We start from the raw sequence: 17,023 nt of genomic DNA, 5'->3' as shown, positions 1-17,023 counted from the left end.
TTCACCGTGCTCTCGCGCGGGACAGATTCCAGCTCTGCCAGGTGTCCGCGTCGAGGTCGGCACGCAGCCGGGTGCGCAGTTCGGTCCGCAACGGCTCGGGCAGCCGATCGGTCGCCGGCAGTACGTCCGGCGAGAGAGTGCCCAGGTAGTCCGTGTCCAACGACCTGCCATGCTGCCAGCGGTCGATGTTCTGGTCGGCGATCAACCGCTCCGGGTCGAGCACCGCGAGCGCGAGCAGGGTCGCCATGGCCGTGCCGAGCACGGCGCGTGGCAGCCAGGCCCGCCGCAACCGCATGACGGCGACCGCGACCAGGAGATAGACCAGGCCGAGCCACACTTCGCACACTTCCACCAGGAGACGTAGCACCGTGAAGCCATAGGCCCGCTGGTAGGTCCACATCCGGCCGAGCGCCGAGGCGACGATGACCAGTGCGAGCACGCTCACCGTCGTGAGCAGGCCACGCAGCCACAGGCGGTCGGCGGCCGTGTCCTGGGCCGCCCAGCGCAGCACGACCATGAGCACCGCGAGGGTCAGCACAGTGACGGCGGAGAGTTGCCGGAACCCGGTGCGCGCGTACTCGGCGTAGGTCAGGCCCGCGGTGCGCTGAACGTATCCGTCGCCGCCGAAGAGCACGACGAACTGGGTGGTGACGAACGCCGCGAACAGAATCGCGAGCGCGCCGACCGGAAGCGCCCACTCGCTCCGGCGCAGACCTCGTCGCCGGACTGCCGCGGTGGCGGGCCGCGGCGGACCGGCGAGCACCGACATCGCGCCGAGAGCGCCCAGAGCGGCCAGCACGAACAACACGATCCACCGCAGCACCGCCGGCGCGTCGAGATCCGGCGTCACGGTCTCGAGCAGGTTGGCGAACACCGCGTCCGCGCTGCCGAGCAGCGGCACGAACACCGCCAGCAGCGCGATCGTCACCGCTGCCGATAGGCCGAGCCGCCACCTGCGAGCAGCGTTGGCTCCGCGCACCCGTGCCGTGCCCGCATACACCCATGGCACCGCGGCCAATGCCTCGAGCGGTACCGCCAGTGTGTCGTAGAGGATGCCGTTCGCCGACCGGCGTCCGACGACAGCCAGCGAACCGGCCAGACACGCCCCCACGACGCACAACGCGAACAGCCAGCCCGCGGCGCGGACGGCCCCGACCGCGAGCAGGGCAAGCGCGAGGGCTGCCCACCAGAGCCGTCCCAGGTACCGCGTGCGAACGAAACCCGATGTCGCTGCGGTCTGCTCGTCCGTCGATCCTGGGCGGGATCTTCCTTCGTCCGAAGCACCGGAGGTCGCGCGCCGCACGCCCCGGCGCGCATTGCGGTCGATGAGAAAGACCGCCGCCGCGGCGGTAGCGGCGGCAACTACCCAGCCGATGCCGGGCCGGTCCCACCGGATCAGGATCGCGGCGGCCATTCCGGAGATCAACGCGGCGGGCGCTACACCGGGCGGGCATGCAACACGTCGCCACCTGGGTATGCGCGGTGGCAGTTGCCGCGCAGCCGCCGGAATGGGAAGCGGCACCGGACCGCTGTCCCCCGCCCGAACCTCGTGTCTCGCGCTGTCGGACGCCCGCTCCACCCTTGTCTCCGGCGCCTGTTCGGCCTGCTTCGCCGACGCCTGTTCGGTCTGCTTCGCCGGCGATTGCTCTGTCGTCGTCGCTGATACCTGTGGGTCCGGGGCCGCGGAAGCACAGCGAACCGAGGTGTCCGAGCGGCGTCCGGTGGCGGAGTCTGCGGATTCACCCACCGAATCGCTGGGCTTCCCCGCCGCCGACTCCAGCGGCGGAGGTTCGTTCGACGACGCGGATTCGGTTCCTTGGGGCATGGCTGTTCCCTTCATCTGGGCGTGCGGAATCGTCCCGGGTCCTGATGGGTCCGGGGTGGGTGGCGTGGCAGGTCAGCGCTCCGGCAGGACCACTCGGATACGCGAGCCGGGGTCGGCGACGGCGATGGTGCCGCCGTGCAGGTCGACCACCCAGCGCGAGATGGCGAGGCCGAGTCCGGTACCGCCGCCCGCGGTGCGGCCTCCCCTGGTGAACCGGTCGAAGACGCTGGCACGTTCGGCGGGCGGGATGCCGGGGCCGTCGTCCTCGACATCGATGACGACCGCACCCTGCGAAACACGCACGACGACGCGGACTTCGCCGCCCCCGGGCCCGTGCCGCGCAGCGTTGTCGAGCAGGTTGAGCAGCACCTGATGCAATCGCGCACGGTCGGCGTAGACGCGGGCGGTGCCGGGCAGGACGTCCGTGCGGAAGCGCACGCCGCGTCCGAGCGCGGCCGTCATGACCTCGACCTCGGCGACGACGTCCGCCAGCAGCGGCACGACCGGTAGGTCTTCGCGATCGAGCGGGAAGGCGCCTGCCTCGATACTGGAGAGATCGAGCAGTTCGGACACCAGCAGCGTCAATCGCTCGGTCTGGGCCAGCGCGGTGCGCAGCGTCGCCGGGTCGGGTTGCGAGACGCCGTCGACCAGATTCTCCAGTACCGCATGCAAAGCGGTGACAGGCGTGCGCAATTCGTGCGAGACGTTCGCGATGAGGTCGCGGCGCTGCTGATCGGCCGCGGCCAGGTCGGCGGCCATCTGGTTGAACGCCTCGGCCAGTTGCCCGACTTCATCGCGTGAGCTCGCCCGGACCCGGTGGGTGTAGTCGCCGTGCGCCATCCGCTTGGCCGCCGCGGTCATCTCCCGCAGTGGCCTGGTGATGCCGTGCGCGAGAACCTGCGAGGTCAGCAGCGCGATCACCACCGCGGTGAGGGTGGTGCGCGGCGGCAACCACCCGATCTTGAACCGGAAGAACCCGAACGCGACCCCGCCGGAACACAACATGAGGATCGCCAGTTTCAGCTTGATCGACTTCACCGGGTCCAGGGGCCGCGGCAACAACTCGGCCAGCCGGTCGCTCGTCCGGTGCACCCATCGGCGTGCGGCGGGCAGCCCCGGACCGGTCCTTTCCGCCATCCGCGCTCGGCCAGGTGTGCCGGTGCCGTCCCCGGCGATCCGCCTGCTGCGAGCACCGGCCGGATCCTGAGCAGACCCGGCGCTCATCGGGCCTCCAGCGCGTATCCGACGCCGCGCACGGTCCGGATGAGGTCGGCGCCGAGCTTGCGGCGCAACGCCTTGATGTGACTGTCCACCGCGCGGGTGCCCGCCGCGTCCGCCCAGTCCCAGACGTCTTCGAGCAGCCGCTCACGGGCGAGCACCATGCGCGGGCGGCGGGCGAGGCGGGCGAGCAATTCGAATTCGAGCGGTGTCAGTCGCGCCTCGACGTCGGCGCGCCACACCCGGCGCTGGTCCACATCAATGCGCAGGTCCCCGACCAGAATTGTCACGCCGTCGCGGTCGGCGGCGCGGTCCATCCGGCGCAGCAGTGCGTGCACCCGCGCGGCGAGCACGCGCAGCGAGAACGGTTTCGTGAGGTAGTCGTCCGCTCCGACACCCAGGCCGACCAGCTGGTCTGTTTCGTCGGCGCGTGCGGTGAGCATGAGCACGGGAATCGGACGGCGCGCCTGGATACGGCGGCACACTTCGAGGCCGTCGAACCCCGGCAGCATGACGTCGAGCACCACCAAGTCGGGTTCGGCGGCCGCGACGGCGGCGACGGCGGAGGGGCCGTCGTGCGCCAGATCGACCGAGAACCCCTCCGCCCGAAGCCGCGCCGCGACCGATTCCGCGATGGTGATTTCGTCGTCCACCACCAGAATCCGCCGCATGGCCGGCTGCGGAGCGGTCGCTGTGCTCTGTTCCATGCTCCGAACCCTAGCCACCAGCCGTGGAGGAATCCGTCGTCGATTGTGGAGATTTCGTGTGCACCCCCCCGGCGGCGGACGCGCTCACGGCCGGGGCCAGGGGCGCCTGTCGACGCGTTCGATGTCGGTAGGTGACGCTCGTCGTGGGTAGTGCCGTGATCGCCCTCGGCTACGGCTCGTCCGTCCTGCTGCTGGGTTCGACCTGGGGCCTGCTGGTCGTGACCTGTATGTGCGGCGGCGGCGTCGGCCTCGCCTACGGCGCGATGCCCGCGCTCATCATGGGTGCGGTCCCGCTGTCGGAAACCGCGTCCGCCAACAGCTTCAACACGCTCATGCGCTCTATCGGAACGTCGGTGTCGGCCGCGGTCGTCGGCGTTGTCCTGGCGCAGATGAGCACCCGCCTCGGCAGCCACACCATCCCCACCGAAGCCGGATTCCGTACCGGCCTGCTGATCGGCTGCGGCGTCGCGATACTCGCCGCGCTCGTCGCGCTCGCCATTCCGGTCCGCAAGCACGGCGCGGCGACCCGGGAATCCGGCAGCCCCGAGCCCGCGATGGCGCACGCCTGAGCAGGTCCGCGGCCACCGAGCGACGGCGTCAGGCGAACAGGCGCGCGACGAACGGAATGCTGTCGGGCAGGGACGTCGCCATGGTTGCGCTATGGTCCCTGCCCGGATACAGGTGGACCTCGGGCCGGACGCTTCGCAGTGCCGGATCGGAGACCAGCTTCGCGGTCAGCGGAGCGGGGACGTCGGTGTCGTTGGTGCCCTGAGCGATGAACAGTGGGCGGTCGTACCCGGTGAGCGGGACATCCATGACCGGGCGGGCGGTGGCGTCATCGCAACAAGGCATCGACCTCCATGGCTCCGGCTGATCCCCGCCCCCGGCGCTCGGTACCGCCCGCGCGGCAACCGGTTTCACCCCGGTCGCCTACCATCGCCAAGGTGATCACGGTCGCCAGTTGGAACGTTCTGCATCGCGTCCATGCCGAAAACTGGTATGAGGACGTGGCGACGCGCTGGCCGGACGAGGGCGCGCGGATCGCCGCGGTCACCGCGCGGGTGGCCGAACGTACCGAGCGGATCATCGCACTGCAGGAAGTCAGCGGGGATCAACTCGCCAGCCTTCGCATGGCCATGCCGAACAGGACGTTTCACGCCATGCGGTATCAGCGCCTGCCGACGCCGCGCCGGGTGCCCAGTTCGCTGCTCGACGGCGGCGAGTACCTTGTGGTGCTCACCGCCGCGCCGAGCAGGGAACTCGCCGCCGAGTCGTTCGCACTGGATCAGGGCAAGGGCGCGCTGGTCGTCGACGCGGGCGGACTGGTGGTGATCTCCACGCATGTGACCGGCGACCGGCGGCGCGTGGCGCAGCTGTCCCGGCTGGCCGAACTCGCCACCGCCGCACCGGAATACGGCGCGGTGCTGCTCGGCGACTTCAACACCGACCGCGCTACGGTCGCCGCCGGATTGGGGAACGGCTTCGCGGTCGCCGAGTGTGTCGCCGGCGCGCTGCCGACTCGCCCGCGCGCATCGGGCGCGAAATCCCAATTCATCGATCACGTGGTCGTGCACGGCGCGACCGTCACGGCGGCGTCGGTCGACGACGTCGGCGGAGTGTCCGATCACAACCTCATCCGCGCGGCCGTCACGATCTGAGCCGGCGGCGGCACGCGCAAAGCGACTACGGCCGTCGCCTGGGCGAGGCGGATACCTGTGCCCAGCCGAATGCGACGCGCGAGCCGATCGACGTGGCCCGCGCTTCGCCACGCCCACTCGGTCGCTATGCGCGACTACGGGCACGTCACCAGCCGCACGCCACCGAATGCCGCCGGTAGGCTGGTCGCGACATGAGCGTTCCGTCCCCGCGCGCCGACGCGATCCCCGTCCACATGATCGGTCTTCCCGCCGGGCGGATCGAGCTGCGCGACGAGAGCAGGAAGACGAGCAAGACAGTCGAGGTAGCTGCTTTCGACCTGGCGCCGTACCCGGTCACCACCGAACTCTTCGCCGCGGTGCACGGCAGCGCCGCTCCGGACGAGGCGACCGCCCGACTGCCGGTCACCGAGATCTCGTGGCCGGAGGCCGTCCGGTTCTGCAACCTGCTCTCCGAGGCCAGCGGCGTCACGCCCTGCTATGCGATCGGCGACGATCCCGACGCGCTCGACGTGATCTGGGATCCGGCGGCCGATGGCTTTCGGCTCCCCACCGAGGCGGAATGGGAATACGCCTGTCGCGCAGGCACTCTCGCCGCGCGCTATGGCGACCTCGACGAGATTGCTTGGTATCGCGAGAATTCCGGCGGCGCGGTGCACCGTGTGGGGACCAAGGCACCGAACGCGTGGGCCCTCTACGACATGATCGGCAACGTCTGGGAATGGTGCTGGGACATCTACGATCCGGAGGTCTACGGCCCGTACCGGGTGTTCCGCGGCGGCGGAGCCTTCGACCTGCCGCGCAGTTGCCGCGCCGCGTGCCGCCGCAAGAGTCACCCGACCTTTCATATCGATGACCTCGGGTTCCGTCTGGCCCGAAACCATCCGGGAGGATGACCGAAATCCGTAGATCCGATGCGGACATCCGCTACGACAGGCAGTAGTATGGATCGGTGCGAGATCCGGCGATAGTGGCGACGCGGCTGCGCGGCGCCTTCGTCGGATCCACGGCCGGGGCGGTGAGCATCGCCGCGCATGCCCTCGGCGGCGCAACGATGTCCCCCGGCGCTTCGCCGATCGCGATGCTGATCGCCGCGTGCGCGGCGGTCGGCGTCCTGGGCGGCGCGCGACCGCACCGACGTGGACTCGGCGAGGTCACGGCGATGCTGGCGATCGGGCAGGCCGTCGCACACGTCACCTTGACGCTGTCCGCCGGGCATCAGCACGACGCGAGTACGTCCTCGGTGATGCTCGCCGCGCATCTCGTGGCCATCCCGATCGGCGCGCTGCTCATCCACGCCGCCGAACGGGCGGCGTTGCGCGCGGCATCCGACATCCAGCACACGGTGCGCATCCTGGCGGTGGGCCCCGCCGCACCGGCAGGATTCCGCTCACCCGTGATCGACCGCGCTCTTGCGCGTCCGCGGCGCCTGCTGCTCGGTTCGGGCTCCGGTCTCCGTGGCCCGCCACTCCCCTGCCGACTTCCCCGCCGCCGATGCACAGGTCTTGCCGCCCAGCGCTTTTCACCTGGTCGGTCGGGCACGGCTGAGCCAACGTCGAGACCACCCCGCACCCGAGAGTGCGTGTGGTTCGGTTCCGCGGTGCCGGATGCTGCCGCTGCCCGCCGGATCGGAGTGCGCGATTGCGCTGAACGGGCCGCCGCGAGGTCACATGACCAGCGGTGTCCAGCAACCGCGGTCGACGGTCAGCGGCCGGATCAGCCGAAGGCGCCGTAGCCCAGCGAAACCGGAGCACGTTCGGTGGTGCGGACGATTCGGCGCCACCACGGCCCGCGATGTCACGTGCGGACCGACCGCTGTGGTGAACCCCGTTGCAGCGCCATCGAGCCGGACGCCGGGCCCGTCTTCGCCCCGGCACGAGACGGGAGCGGACCTCGTTCGTCGGCGGACTACTACCACCTCTCACATCTTCGGAGTTTCCATGCCTACCAACACCTTCGACCCGCCGCATCCGATGTCGCGCACTGCTCGCGTCCTGCGCGGTGTGGCAGCCGCCGCGGCGGTTCCCTTCCTCCTGGTCGCCTGCTCGTCGAACGACAAGCCCGAAGCCGCGTCGTCCACCGACACCGTGACCATCTCCGATCAATGGGTCAAGGCGGCCGACGCCGGGATGTCGGCCGCGTTCGCCGACCTGACCAACACGAGCGACCAGCCACGCACGGTGGTGTCGGCGACCAGCCCCGCCTCCGACCGGATCGAGTTGCACGAGGTGGTCACCGATGTGAACGGAACGAAGACGATGCGACCCAAACAGGGCGGCTTCGTGATTCCGGCGCACGGCCAGAAACGACTGCGGCCCGGTGGCGACCACATCATGTTCATGGACCTGCGCGGACCACTGCGCACCGGCTCGGCGACGTCGGTCACGCTGACCTTCGACGACGGCTCGACCACGACCTTCACCGCCCAGGTCCGCGACTTCTCCGGCAACCAGGAGAACTACGTGCCCGACCCCGCCGGCGGCGCACCGCACGCCGGCGCGCAGACCCCGTCGCACGGTGGCTGAGCGGAACGGATCGCGACCCGCACGGATCAACCGGCGGCGTCTGCTGGGCGGCGGCGCCGCCGCGGCAGGCGCCGCCGGGATCGGAATCGGCACGGTCGCGCTGACCGGGACGCGAGAACCCGCGCCGGCGCGCGAGGGCGCGACGGAACCGTTCTACGGACCGCACCAAGCGGGCATCGCCACGGTCCCGCAGTCGCACGCAATGTTCGTAGCGTTCGATCTGAAGCCGGACACGCGGCGCGACGACCTCACCGGGCTGCTGAAGATCTGGACCGACGACGCCGCCCGGCTCACCCAGGGCCGCCCCGCCCTAGCCGACACCGAACCCGAACTCGCCCGGCGCCCGGCCCGGCTCACCGTCACCGTGGGCTTCGGGCCCGCGGTGTTCCGGGTGGCGGGCCTCGAGCAGCGCAGGCCGTCCTGGTTGCGGCCGGTGCCGCCGTTCGCCATCGACCGGCTCGAACCGGCCTGGACCGGCGGCGATCTGCTGCTGCAGATCTGCGCCGACGAGGTGACCACTGTCTCGCACGCGGTGCGCGTGTTGTGCCGGAGCGTGTCCTCGCTGGTCTCCGTGCGCTGGGTGCAGCGCGGATTCCGCGATGCCGCACCGGGGACGACACCGCGCAATCTGATGGGCCAGGTAGACGGCACTGTGAATCTTGCACCCGGCACGCCCGAGTTCGCACGCCTGGTGTGGGACGACGGCGCGACCCTGCCCTGGCTGGCCGGCGGCACCTCGTGCGTGCTGCGACGGATCGCGATGACTCTGGACACCTGGGACGAAATCGACCGGGAGGAAAGGGAACTCACCGTCGGCCGCACCGTCGCCAACGGCGCGCCGCTGACCGGGACCGACGAATTCGACGAACCGGATTTCACGGCTGTGGACGCGAACGGCATCCCCGTCATCCCACCGTCGTCACACATCGCTCGTGCCCATCACACACATGAGGGTGAACGGTTCCTCCGGCGTGGCTACAACTACGACGACGCACCCGAACCCGGCCGGATCTCGAATTCGGGCCTGCTGTTCGCCGCCTACCAACGCGACGTGGATACCCAGTTCCTGCCGGTCCAGCACCGTCTCGCGGAGTTCGACGCGCTCAACGTCTGGACGACGCCGATCGGTTCCGCGGTGTTCGTGATCCCGCCCGGGGTGCCGTCACCGGGCGGGTATCTCGGGCAGCCGCTGTTCGCGGCCTGAGCCGCGTCGGGGTGCCGGGGGCATCGGGCAGCAGACACCCCGTCAGGTGGTCGTCGCGCGCGTTCGGCGGACAGAAATCCACCTCGCCGAGGAGCTCGGCCAGGACTACCGGACCGTGGCGTTCACCCACACCGCGACCTCGGTCCCCGAGCTGTATCCCGACACCGGCCAGCCGATCGGGTTCACCGTCACCGACACCGCCATGGACCCGCCACCGCAGGGCAACTTCGAGCACGCCATCGACGTCGCGGGCCTCGGCATGGACATCTCGCTGTGCGACCTGCGCCCGCTACGCGATGATCCGGCGGTGGAACTGTCGAGCATCCGCACCCAAAGCGCGCAGATGCCGACGCCGGTGACCGACGCCTTCGACGCGGTGCTCACCGTCCCGACCGTCACCACGGAGGTCGATCTGACCCTCGGCTGATCGCGCCACGCTCGCGCCCCGGCAGGCGGGGCGCGAGCCACCCGGCTACCTATCCGGGCCTTGCCACCGGATGCCCCGCCGACCAGTGGGTGTTTCAGTCGAGGAAGCGCGGATATCCAGTGGCGGTGTCAGCTGTCTTGCGACAGTCCGGCAATCGCGCGCAGCGCGGAAATCATTCCGCTGATCGGGATGCCCGGATCGATCGACCGAAACAGGCCGAGCCCGACACCGAGTGCCAGCACAGCGACGGCGGCTTCGGCGGTCGGCACCCGGGTATCGACCTCATCGGTCGTCTTCAGCGCCGTGCCGATCATGCCGACGATGGCATCGAGCCGGGTCGCGAGCTCACCGCGGAGCTGGTCGTCGCGCCGCGCCCGCACGCTGAACTCCATTTCCAGCTGTGTCCAGTTCGGATCGCCGATGACCTCCTCGGCCCATTCCGCGAGCCGTCGCAACCGATCCGCGGTCGTGGGCGCGGCGATGATGTCGGCGACCTCGGCCGCGCGTTCGCCATGGATCTCGTCGAGCACGGCCAGACAGAGCTCGTCTTTGGTGCGGAAGTTCGAATACACCGCCCCTTTGGTGAAACCCGCGGCCTTGGCGACTTTATCGATGCTCGTGGCCTGATAGCCCTCGTCCAGGAACAGGCGCTTGGCGGTGCCGATCAGCACGGCGCGCGTCTGTGCCTGGCTCTGGGCTCGAGTCGGCCGGGGCATCTGCCCAGAGGCCTGCCGCCGACTCTCATCCTGATTCGCAGACAACCGATACCCCTTCAGATACTCTCAGTATCCGATTGTAGATGCCAGCGGTATCCCAAATCGCAGGAAGGATCGAATCGTGAGGAGCCGAATAGGCAGAGTCGCCGCAGCTGTGACGGGAGCCCTCCTCGTGGTCGGAGGCGGCGCGATCTCTGCACCACACGCATGGACGCAGCCGGCCGCGGAAGCCGCCGCTGATTTCTACCTGCCGCCAGTGCCGCTGCCATCGTCAGCGCCCGGCACGATCATCCGCACCGAACCGTCGCATCTGGCGCTGTCGATCCCAGGAGGGCCCGGAACGATCCCGGCGACCTCGACGCGGGTCATGTACGTCAGCAGCGATACCCACGACGCACCGGACGCGGTGGTTGGCACATATCTGGAGCCGGCCCAGCCGTGGACCGGCCCGGGAGACCGCCCGCTGATCGCGTACGCGGTCGGCACGAAGGGACAAGGCGATCAGTGCGCGCCGTCGAAGTTGCTGGCGCAGTTCATCCAGTACCAGCCTCCGCTCGACGTCATCGTCGAATACGACGTGCTGGCGATCTATTCGCTCCTGGCCCGCGGCATGGCGGTCATGGTGACCGACTACCACGGCTTGGGCACGCCCGCGATTCACGACTATCTCAACCGCAAAGCGCAAGCTCACGCGCTACTGGACGCCGCTCGCGCCGCGCTGCGGCTGCCCGGCACCAGCCTCGCCGCCAACTCGCCGGTCATTCTCTACGGGTACTCGCAGGGCGGCATGGCCTCGGCCGGGGCGGCAGAACTGCAACCGAGTTACGCCCCCGAACTGAACGTCCGGGGCGCCTACGTCGGCGGGCCGGTGGTGGACGACGAGTACTTCATCGGACACAACGACGGGCGGGCGGCCCTCGGGCCCGCCTTCGCCTGGATCCTCAACGGCATCGCCGCCAACTATCCCGACACCCGCCCGGTGCTCGACGCGGAACTCAACGACATCGGCAAGGCGATCCTGCGCGAATCCCAGGATAAGTGCGCAGTCCCGCTCGGATTGGCCCAGCTGCATCAGTTCACGGCCCAATGGACCACCAGCGGAGAACCGCTCACCGCCGTGATCGATCGGTCCCCGGCGCTGAGAGCGGCATTCGACGAACAGCGAATCGGCACGCTCGCCCCGTCGGTGCCCATTCTCATCGCCTCGAGCCCGAACGACGAGGGAGCGCCGTATCCGCCCGTCCGCGAGATGGCGGCCAGGTGGTGCGGTAGCGGCGTGCCGGTTCAGCTGGACTCGAACGCCGACATTCCCAGCGTCATCACCGGATTGCGGGCCACCCACGTGTTGGCCTTCTTCCCCTCACTGGCGACCTCGCAGGACTGGTTGTCCGCCCGGCTCGCGGACCAGCCGGCCCCGAGCAACTGCGGGGCTCTGCCCTAGTTGCGCAGGCACTACCGATTCCGATACCGTCAGTATCCCAATCGGAGTACGGTGTCCCGCGCTGTTCGTGCCGAGCACGGCTCGTCGCGGGTTCGGTAGTGCCGTGGCCCGGCGCGGGTCGGCCTCAGGTCCGACCCGCGCCGATGGCCGACCGTCATCGAGATCCACCCCAATGTTCTGCCCGATGTTCCGCGGCTGTCAGAGCCGACGGTTGGTCGCATCACAGGGACGGTGGTGCACCGGTTTCAGCGTTCGTTCGCTAGCTCGGAATCGTGAAGGGAGGGTCGAATGTCGGAGTTGGCTCACCGCCACCGTGATTTCGGTGACCCTGCCGTCGAATCGACTTGGTGCGCGTTCCCCACGCTGGTCAGCGCCGCGGGCAGGGTCCGCGACGAGGCGCGCACGACACAGATCCCGCATACCGACGGCGCCCGTCCGGCGGCCACGCATCGGACCGAGAGACCGGAGCGGAGCCGATGACGGTGAAGCACCGTCTTTTTCGCAGACATCGTGACGCGCCGGACCCGAAGCGGCACCTGTGGGTGTTGAGCTTGCTGGCCCCGGCTTTCGCGCTGCTGCCATCCCAGCTCGTGCTGCACACCGGAGCCGCGGTGTTCTGGTGGATCGAGCCGATCATCATCCTGATCGTGATCCCCTTGCTGGACTGGATCGTGGGCGAGGACGGCACCAATCCCCGCGACGAGGACTACGAGTTGCTCTCCAGCGACCGGTACTACCGGTGGTGCACGTACCTGTTCCTGCCTATCCAACTGATCGCTCTGGTGATCGCGGCCTACTTGTGGGCCGGCGACGAGCTGAGCGTCGTCGACAAGTTGGGTCTGGCGGTCACCATGGGTTTCACGTCGGGAATCGGGATCAACGCCGCCCACGAACTCGGCCACCGGGTCGAACGTCTCGAACGCTGGCTGGCGAAAATCGCACTCGCGCAGTCTGGTTACGGCCACTTCTATGTCGAGCACAACAGGGGCCACCACTCCCGGGTCGCCACGCCGCAGGACCCGGCCAGCGCGCGGCTCGGCGAGTCACTGTGGGCATTCCTGCCCCGCACCATCGTCGGCGGATTCCGTTCCGCGCTGCACTTGGAGCAAGAACGTCTGCAGCGCAAAGGATCGCGTTGGTGGAGCGCACAGAACAACATCCTGCAGGCGTGGGCGATGACGCTGGCGCTGTTCGCTGCCCTGCTCGCCGGATTCGGGCCGGCCATCCTGCCGTACCTGTTGATCCAGGCGGTGATCGGCGCCGCACTGCTGGAGACGGTGAATTACATCGAGCACTACGGACTGCTGCGACGGCGGCTGCCCAACGGCCGCTGGGCACGATGCTCGCCCGCCGACAGCTGGAACTCCGACCGGCTGCTCACCAACGTCGTCCTGTTCCACCTGCAGCGACACAGCGACCACCACGCCAACCCCGGACGGCGCTACCAGACGCTGCGCAGTTCGCAGGAGGCGCCGCAACTTCCCGCCGGTTATGCCGGCATGATCGTGCTGGCCGTCGTGCCGCCCTTGTGGCGGCGCGTCATGGATCCCCGGGTGCTGGCCCACTACAACGGCGACGTCACCCGCGCCAACATCGCGCCCCGCAAACGCAACCGGATCCTCGCCGCCCACAACCCGCCCGCGGCGGCCCGGCCTTGACGTCCGAACGCGGCCGCCCGGTGGGTCCGGCCGCGTTCGATCCCCTTCGCCTGTTGCCGGTGGAGCCGGCCGAGGCCGTCTATCCGACGGAAATGCTGCCACCCTTGGGCAGGTAACCCAGCTTCTCCACGGGGAGCTCACCGACCACCGTGCCGGTGCAGTCGCGGCCGGAGTGGAGCGTGATGGACCGATCGGTGCCGTTGCCGACCGTCACCTGGAGGGTGGAGAAGAAGGTGCCGTCGGTGTTCAGACAGCCCACCGGGTCCACATGCGGCTCACCGTTGATCGTCACCGTGCCGACCGCGGCGTGCGCCGTCCCCGCCGACAGCGCGGCCGCGGCCCCGGCCAGGGCCAGCGCACCGACAAACCCAGCAGTACGAATCATTCGCGCCTCCAGTTCTTTTCGATGCCGGCCAACCCCGAAGCCGACGTCTGGTGAAAATGCGCCTGTGATTCTGTCACGAGTTCCAGCGGGACGGAACCGCGCCGGGCCGACGGCGGAGAGCGCGGCAGGCCGCACGAGCCGGGTGGCCGTGGCTCCCGCGCCCTGGGAGATCGGCGGTCAGGCGACCGCTTCGCGAAGGGCTTCGGCGTCCCTGCGAACCCCGAACGCCACGATGATCTCCAAGACACCGAGCACGATCAGCCACACCCCCGCCAGGATGGCCAGCGTGGCCACCGACCGCGCAGGCCAGACGATCAGCACGACACCGGCGATCGCGGTCAAGACGCCGAAGAATACCTGCCACCAGCGCCCGGGCAACGCGGGCTCGGAGATCGCGGCCATCAGCAGCGCGACTCCGCGAAACAGCCAGCCGATGCCGATCCACAATCCGAGCAACAGGATCGAGGCCAGCTCGTCGCGGAAGCAGAAGACGCCGATCACGATGCACAGCACGCCGGTGATGAACGACAGCACCCGAAGGCCGGCGCTCGCCGGTGCGCCGAACGCCGCCATCAACTGCAGGAATCCGGTGACCACCAGATACACACCGAAGATGATGCCCGCGGCCAGCAGCGTGATATCCGGCCACAACAGGATCAGGATGCCGAGAATCACCGCCAGGATGCCGGTGACCAAGACGGTTTGCCACGCACGGCGGGCAACAGACTGCAGAGGACCCTCTAGCACGCTGTTTCTCGTCATATGCAGATGCTATAGCTCGCCACCTGTCGTTTGCTGTTCATTTGCAATCGAGGGCGGATTGAGCAGAGCCCGGACGACGAAGCGGCGACGCTCGTGGTTCACGTTTATCGCCCGAGCGGTCGGGTAGTCATCCCTGAGTGACTCTTCGTGTGCGCCCCTGGGGTGGAACGGGTGGGTCGGGGTTCGGTGAGGCTCGGGGCTAGGAGAAGAGGGTGGCGGTTCTGCTCGTGCTGCAGGCACGTGGGCTGGGTGATCTACTCACCGCGGTCCCGGCTTTACGTGCGCTGCGCCGGGCCAAGCCGCACGACCGGATCGTCCTCGCGGCCCCGCAGCGGCTCAAGCCGATCGTCGACCTGATCGCCTCGGTCGACGCCTTGGTCCCGACCGCCGAACCGAGCAGCCTGCGCTGGGACGCGCCCGCACCCGAGCTGGCGGTCAACCTGCACGGCCCGAGTGCAGAAAGCATCGTCACGCTGGCCAAGACGCAGCCCGGACGCATCCTCACCTATCGCAACGCCGCGTTCCCCGAGCTGTCCGGGCCCGACTGGCAAACCGACATGCACGATGTCGACCGCTGGTGCCATCTGCTCGAATACGACGGCATCGGCGCGGATCGTCGCAATCTCGGGCTGGTCCCACCGGTCGCGACGACCAGCCACCGCGACTGCGTGGTGGTGCACGTCGGCGCGGGCGCCCCAGCCCGCCGCTGGCCGCCGGACCGCTTCGCCGCGGTCGTCCGGCACCTGCTGGTACTCGGGCGTGACGTGGTGCTCACCGGTGACGAGTACGAACGCGAACTCGCACTGAGCATCGCCGCGCGGGCCGGGCTGCCCATCGGCCGGGTTCTCGCCGGGGAACAGAACCTCATCGAGTTGTCCGCGACCATCGCCGAGGCGGCACTGGTGATCTGCGGCGACACCGGCGTCGCGCACCTCGCCACCGCGTTCGGCACCCGCACCGTTCTGCTGTTCGGCCCCACGCCACCCCGGTGGGGCGGTCCTCCATCGCACCTACTGGGCAGGCACGCCGTGCTCTGGGCAGGTCAGGTCGGCGATCCCGACGCCGACACCCCCGACCCGGGTTTGCTGCGGATCGGCGTCACCGAGGTGATCAATGCCGTCGACAACCAGTTGAACAAGCGCAGCGTGCCCGGCACGGGCGCCGACCGCCGCGGGGCCGACTACCGGCGCGTCGGGTGACCGCACCGGACCACCTTCTCGAAGCCACGCCGGGTTGACGACCTCCTGGGTCAGGCGGTCTCGGTCGCAGCGGTCTGCAGTGCGGCGGAGTACGCGGCGATCGCGCTCGGCCAGAACTGTTCGAGGTAGTCGCGTGCATCGGCGAGGCCGCGCGGGTCCAGGGAATACAGTCGGCGATTGCCTTCCGGCCGCACCATGACCAGCCGTGCCTCGCGCAGCACGCGCAGGTGCTGGGATACCGCCGAGCTGCTCACGCCGACCTCGTCCGCGAGTTCCGCGACCGAACGCGCGGCCTGCGGCAACGCCTCGAAAATCGCGCGGCGGGTCGGGTCCGCCAGCGCGGTAAGGGCGCGCACTCCGTTAGTTGCCACTCACATAGTGTGATCAACTAGCATTTCGCTGGTCAACTCATCGCAGAACACGATTTCCCCAGGTTGCGGCGCTTGTAAGGCGAGGTCGTTATCTGCTCGTAATACTCGAGCTGCATCTTTATCCGGCCGTGATGGTTGCCACAGGATTGCCACAGCTCCGGGCAGGCCCCTTACGTTCGTTCTATGCCCGTGACCTTACCGTTATCAATCCGTCGCGGCGCGATCCGGTTCCGCCGCAACCGCGCCGCCACCCGTGTGGCAGCCGTCTCCGCGATCGTCACCGCCTCCATCGGCATCCTCGCCGCAGCGCAGCAAGACCTGGACAACGACGCGTCCGCCCGCCTCGTCGCGGGAAAGATCGCGTCGGGCGAGATCGCTCCGGCCCAGGGCCAGGCTCGGCTCGCCTCCTTCACCCCGCACGAAGCACCGGCCCCGCAGACCGTTCCAGGGACCCCCGCGCCGTGGGACCTGAACCACGTCGCGCAAGAATTCGTCCCCCCGAAGACAGAATTCATCCCCCCGAAGACCGTCCGGCCGGTCGCCGGCGTGCTGACCTCCACCTTCGGCTCCCGGTGGGGCGAGATGCACGCGGGCTTGGACTTCGGCGACCCGCTCGGCGCTCCGATCTCAGCGGTCACCGACGGTGTCGTGATCGAGGCCGGTCCCGCTTCCGGCTTCGGGCTGTGGGTGCGAGTGCAGCAGGACGACGGCACCGTGGGCGTTTACGGCCACGTCAACGAGATCCTCGCCGCCGTCGGCCAGCCGGTCCGCGCGGGTGATGTCATCGCGACCGTCGGCAACCGCGGCCAATCCACCGGCCCGCACCTGCACTACGAGGTCCACCTGCCCAGCGGCGAGAAGATCGATCCGCTGCCCTGGCTGGCGGCACGCGGCATCGACGTCATGCAGCATCCGGGCTGACCGGCCCTC

The 17,023-nt window shown here is 69.3% G+C and carries 19 protein-coding genes and 1 pseudogene; 12 read left to right on the top strand and 8 right to left on the bottom strand.

Annotation, left to right across the window (positions count from 1 at the left end):
- Position 1: 1 nt before the first annotated feature.
- From OHA40_RS29580 to OHA40_RS29570, 3 genes are all read right to left on the bottom strand, one after another.
- Entirely contained in the window at positions 2-1,426 is a 1,425-nt protein-coding gene (locus OHA40_RS29580) for a DUF4153 domain-containing protein (protein WP_330230117.1), read from the bottom strand.
- Between the two features lie 471 nt (positions 1,427-1,897).
- A complete protein-coding gene (locus OHA40_RS29575) occupies positions 1,898-2,962 on the bottom strand; it encodes a HAMP domain-containing sensor histidine kinase (RefSeq protein WP_330234429.1) in 1,065 nt (354 codons plus the stop codon).
- An 83-nt stretch (positions 2,963-3,045) separates the two neighbouring features.
- A complete protein-coding gene (locus tag OHA40_RS29570; protein WP_330230116.1) occupies positions 3,046-3,750 on the bottom strand; it encodes a response regulator transcription factor in 705 nt (234 codons plus the stop codon).
- A gap of 131 nt (positions 3,751-3,881) precedes the next feature.
- On the opposite strand from OHA40_RS29570, the pseudogene OHA40_RS29565 reads away from it, so the two are divergent.
- Positions 3,882-4,319, top strand: a pseudogene (locus OHA40_RS29565) (MFS transporter); the annotation flags it as partial.
- A 28-nt stretch (positions 4,320-4,347) separates the two neighbouring features.
- Here OHA40_RS29565 and OHA40_RS29560 read toward each other — a convergent pair.
- On the bottom strand, positions 4,348-4,602 hold the full coding sequence (locus OHA40_RS29560) for a hypothetical protein (RefSeq protein ID WP_330230115.1): 255 nt from the start codon (positions 4,600-4,602) through the stop codon (positions 4,348-4,350).
- A 92-nt stretch (positions 4,603-4,694) separates the two neighbouring features.
- On the opposite strand from OHA40_RS29560, the gene OHA40_RS29555 reads away from it, so the two are divergent.
- The 6 genes from OHA40_RS29555 (at position 4,695) to OHA40_RS29530 (ending at position 9,561) form a co-directional block, all read left to right on the top strand.
- Entirely contained in the window at positions 4,695-5,408 is a 714-nt protein-coding gene (locus tag OHA40_RS29555) for an endonuclease/exonuclease/phosphatase family protein (protein ID WP_330230114.1), read from the top strand.
- A 191-nt stretch (positions 5,409-5,599) separates the two neighbouring features.
- Positions 5,600-6,301, top strand: coding sequence for a formylglycine-generating enzyme family protein (locus OHA40_RS29550; protein WP_330230113.1), 702 nt, complete (start codon positions 5,600-5,602; stop codon positions 6,299-6,301).
- A gap of 56 nt (positions 6,302-6,357) precedes the next feature.
- Entirely contained in the window at positions 6,358-7,140 is a 783-nt protein-coding gene (locus OHA40_RS29545) for a hypothetical protein (RefSeq protein ID WP_330230112.1), read from the top strand.
- A 238-nt stretch (positions 7,141-7,378) separates the two neighbouring features.
- On the top strand, positions 7,379-7,930 hold the full coding sequence (locus OHA40_RS29540; RefSeq protein WP_330234428.1) for a copper chaperone PCu(A)C: 552 nt from the start codon (positions 7,379-7,381) through the stop codon (positions 7,928-7,930).
- Positions 7,923-9,134, top strand: a complete 1,212-nt coding sequence (locus tag OHA40_RS29535; RefSeq protein ID WP_330230111.1) for a Dyp-type peroxidase — start codon at positions 7,923-7,925, stop codon at positions 9,132-9,134. The genes OHA40_RS29540 and OHA40_RS29535 overlap by 8 nt, the downstream gene beginning before the upstream one ends.
- A 46-nt stretch (positions 9,135-9,180) precedes the next feature.
- Positions 9,181-9,561 (top strand): hypothetical protein, encoded by a 381-nt coding sequence (locus OHA40_RS29530; protein WP_330230110.1) that lies wholly within the window; start codon positions 9,181-9,183, stop codon positions 9,559-9,561.
- A 128-nt stretch (positions 9,562-9,689) separates the two neighbouring features.
- Here the strand turns inward: OHA40_RS29530 and OHA40_RS29525 are convergent, their stop codons facing one another.
- Complete coding sequence (locus OHA40_RS29525; protein ID WP_330230109.1) at positions 9,690-10,277, bottom strand: TetR/AcrR family transcriptional regulator; 588 nt, start codon at positions 10,275-10,277, stop codon at positions 9,690-9,692.
- A gap of 121 nt (positions 10,278-10,398) precedes the next feature.
- Between OHA40_RS29525 and OHA40_RS29520 the strand changes: the two genes are divergently transcribed.
- From OHA40_RS29520 to OHA40_RS29510, 3 genes are all read left to right on the top strand, one after another.
- Entirely contained in the window at positions 10,399-11,718 is a 1,320-nt protein-coding gene (locus tag OHA40_RS29520; protein ID WP_330230108.1) for a lipase family protein, read from the top strand.
- Between the two features lie 288 nt (positions 11,719-12,006).
- Entirely contained in the window at positions 12,007-12,198 is a 192-nt protein-coding gene (locus OHA40_RS29515; RefSeq protein WP_330230107.1) for a hypothetical protein, read from the top strand.
- Positions 12,195-13,376 (top strand): alkane 1-monooxygenase, encoded by a 1,182-nt coding sequence (locus OHA40_RS29510; protein ID WP_330230106.1) that lies wholly within the window; start codon positions 12,195-12,197, stop codon positions 13,374-13,376. Before OHA40_RS29515 ends, OHA40_RS29510 begins: the two co-directional genes overlap by 4 nt.
- A gap of 79 nt (positions 13,377-13,455) precedes the next feature.
- Here the strand turns inward: OHA40_RS29510 and OHA40_RS29505 are convergent, their stop codons facing one another.
- Positions 13,456-13,761, bottom strand: a complete 306-nt coding sequence (locus OHA40_RS29505; RefSeq protein WP_330230105.1) for a hypothetical protein — start codon at positions 13,759-13,761, stop codon at positions 13,456-13,458.
- A 177-nt stretch (positions 13,762-13,938) separates the two neighbouring features.
- Positions 13,939-14,523 (bottom strand): HdeD family acid-resistance protein, encoded by a 585-nt coding sequence (locus tag OHA40_RS29500; RefSeq protein WP_330230104.1) that lies wholly within the window; start codon positions 14,521-14,523, stop codon positions 13,939-13,941.
- A 212-nt stretch (positions 14,524-14,735) separates the two neighbouring features.
- Between OHA40_RS29500 and OHA40_RS29495 the strand changes: the two genes are divergently transcribed.
- Positions 14,736-15,722, top strand: coding sequence for a glycosyltransferase family 9 protein (locus OHA40_RS29495; RefSeq protein WP_330230103.1), 987 nt, complete (start codon positions 14,736-14,738; stop codon positions 15,720-15,722).
- Positions 15,723-15,772: 50 nt separating this feature from the next.
- On the opposite strand, the gene OHA40_RS29490 is transcribed toward OHA40_RS29495, so the two are convergent.
- A complete protein-coding gene (locus tag OHA40_RS29490) occupies positions 15,773-16,093 on the bottom strand; it encodes an ArsR/SmtB family transcription factor (RefSeq protein ID WP_330230102.1) in 321 nt (106 codons plus the stop codon).
- A gap of 183 nt (positions 16,094-16,276) precedes the next feature.
- Between OHA40_RS29490 and OHA40_RS29485 the strand changes: the two genes are divergently transcribed.
- Positions 16,277-17,014, top strand: a complete 738-nt coding sequence (locus OHA40_RS29485) for a M23 family metallopeptidase (protein WP_330230101.1) — start codon at positions 16,277-16,279, stop codon at positions 17,012-17,014.
- Positions 17,015-17,023 lie beyond the last annotated feature (9 nt).

The sequence above is a fragment of the Nocardia sp. NBC_00508 genome, assembly GCF_036346875.1.
Classification (GTDB): domain Bacteria; phylum Actinomycetota; class Actinomycetes; order Mycobacteriales; family Mycobacteriaceae; genus Nocardia.
Note: the sequence above shows the minus strand (reverse complement) of the source record. Positions and strands in the feature narration are given on the sequence as shown.

What these genes read in the sequence shown, in the direction of transcription:
- OHA40_RS29575 (WP_330234429.1), bottom strand. Translation starts at nt 2,962, where the DNA reads ATGGCGGAAAGGACCGGTCCGGGGCTGCCCGCCGCACGCCGATGGGTG.
- OHA40_RS29570 (WP_330230116.1), bottom strand. Translation starts at nt 3,750, where the DNA reads ATGGAACAGAGCACAGCGACCGCTCCGCAGCCGGCCATGCGGCGGATT.
- OHA40_RS29560 (WP_330230115.1), bottom strand. Translation starts at nt 4,602, where the DNA reads ATGCCTTGTTGCGATGACGCCACCGCCCGCCCGGTCATGGATGTCCCG.
- OHA40_RS29550 (WP_330230113.1), top strand. Translation starts at nt 5,600, where the DNA reads ATGAGCGTTCCGTCCCCGCGCGCCGACGCGATCCCCGTCCACATGATC.
- OHA40_RS29540 (WP_330234428.1), top strand. Translation starts at nt 7,379, where the DNA reads ATGTCGCGCACTGCTCGCGTCCTGCGCGGTGTGGCAGCCGCCGCGGCG.
- OHA40_RS29525 (WP_330230109.1), bottom strand. Translation starts at nt 10,277, where the DNA reads ATGCCCCGGCCGACTCGAGCCCAGAGCCAGGCACAGACGCGCGCCGTG.
- OHA40_RS29515 (WP_330230107.1), top strand. Translation starts at nt 12,007, where the DNA reads ATGTCGGAGTTGGCTCACCGCCACCGTGATTTCGGTGACCCTGCCGTC.
- OHA40_RS29510 (WP_330230106.1), top strand. Translation starts at nt 12,195, where the DNA reads ATGACGGTGAAGCACCGTCTTTTTCGCAGACATCGTGACGCGCCGGAC.
- OHA40_RS29505 (WP_330230105.1), bottom strand. Translation starts at nt 13,761, where the DNA reads ATGATTCGTACTGCTGGGTTTGTCGGTGCGCTGGCCCTGGCCGGGGCC.
- OHA40_RS29500 (WP_330230104.1), bottom strand. Translation starts at nt 14,523, where the DNA reads ATGACGAGAAACAGCGTGCTAGAGGGTCCTCTGCAGTCTGTTGCCCGC.
- OHA40_RS29485 (WP_330230101.1), top strand. Translation starts at nt 16,277, where the DNA reads ATGCCCGTGACCTTACCGTTATCAATCCGTCGCGGCGCGATCCGGTTC.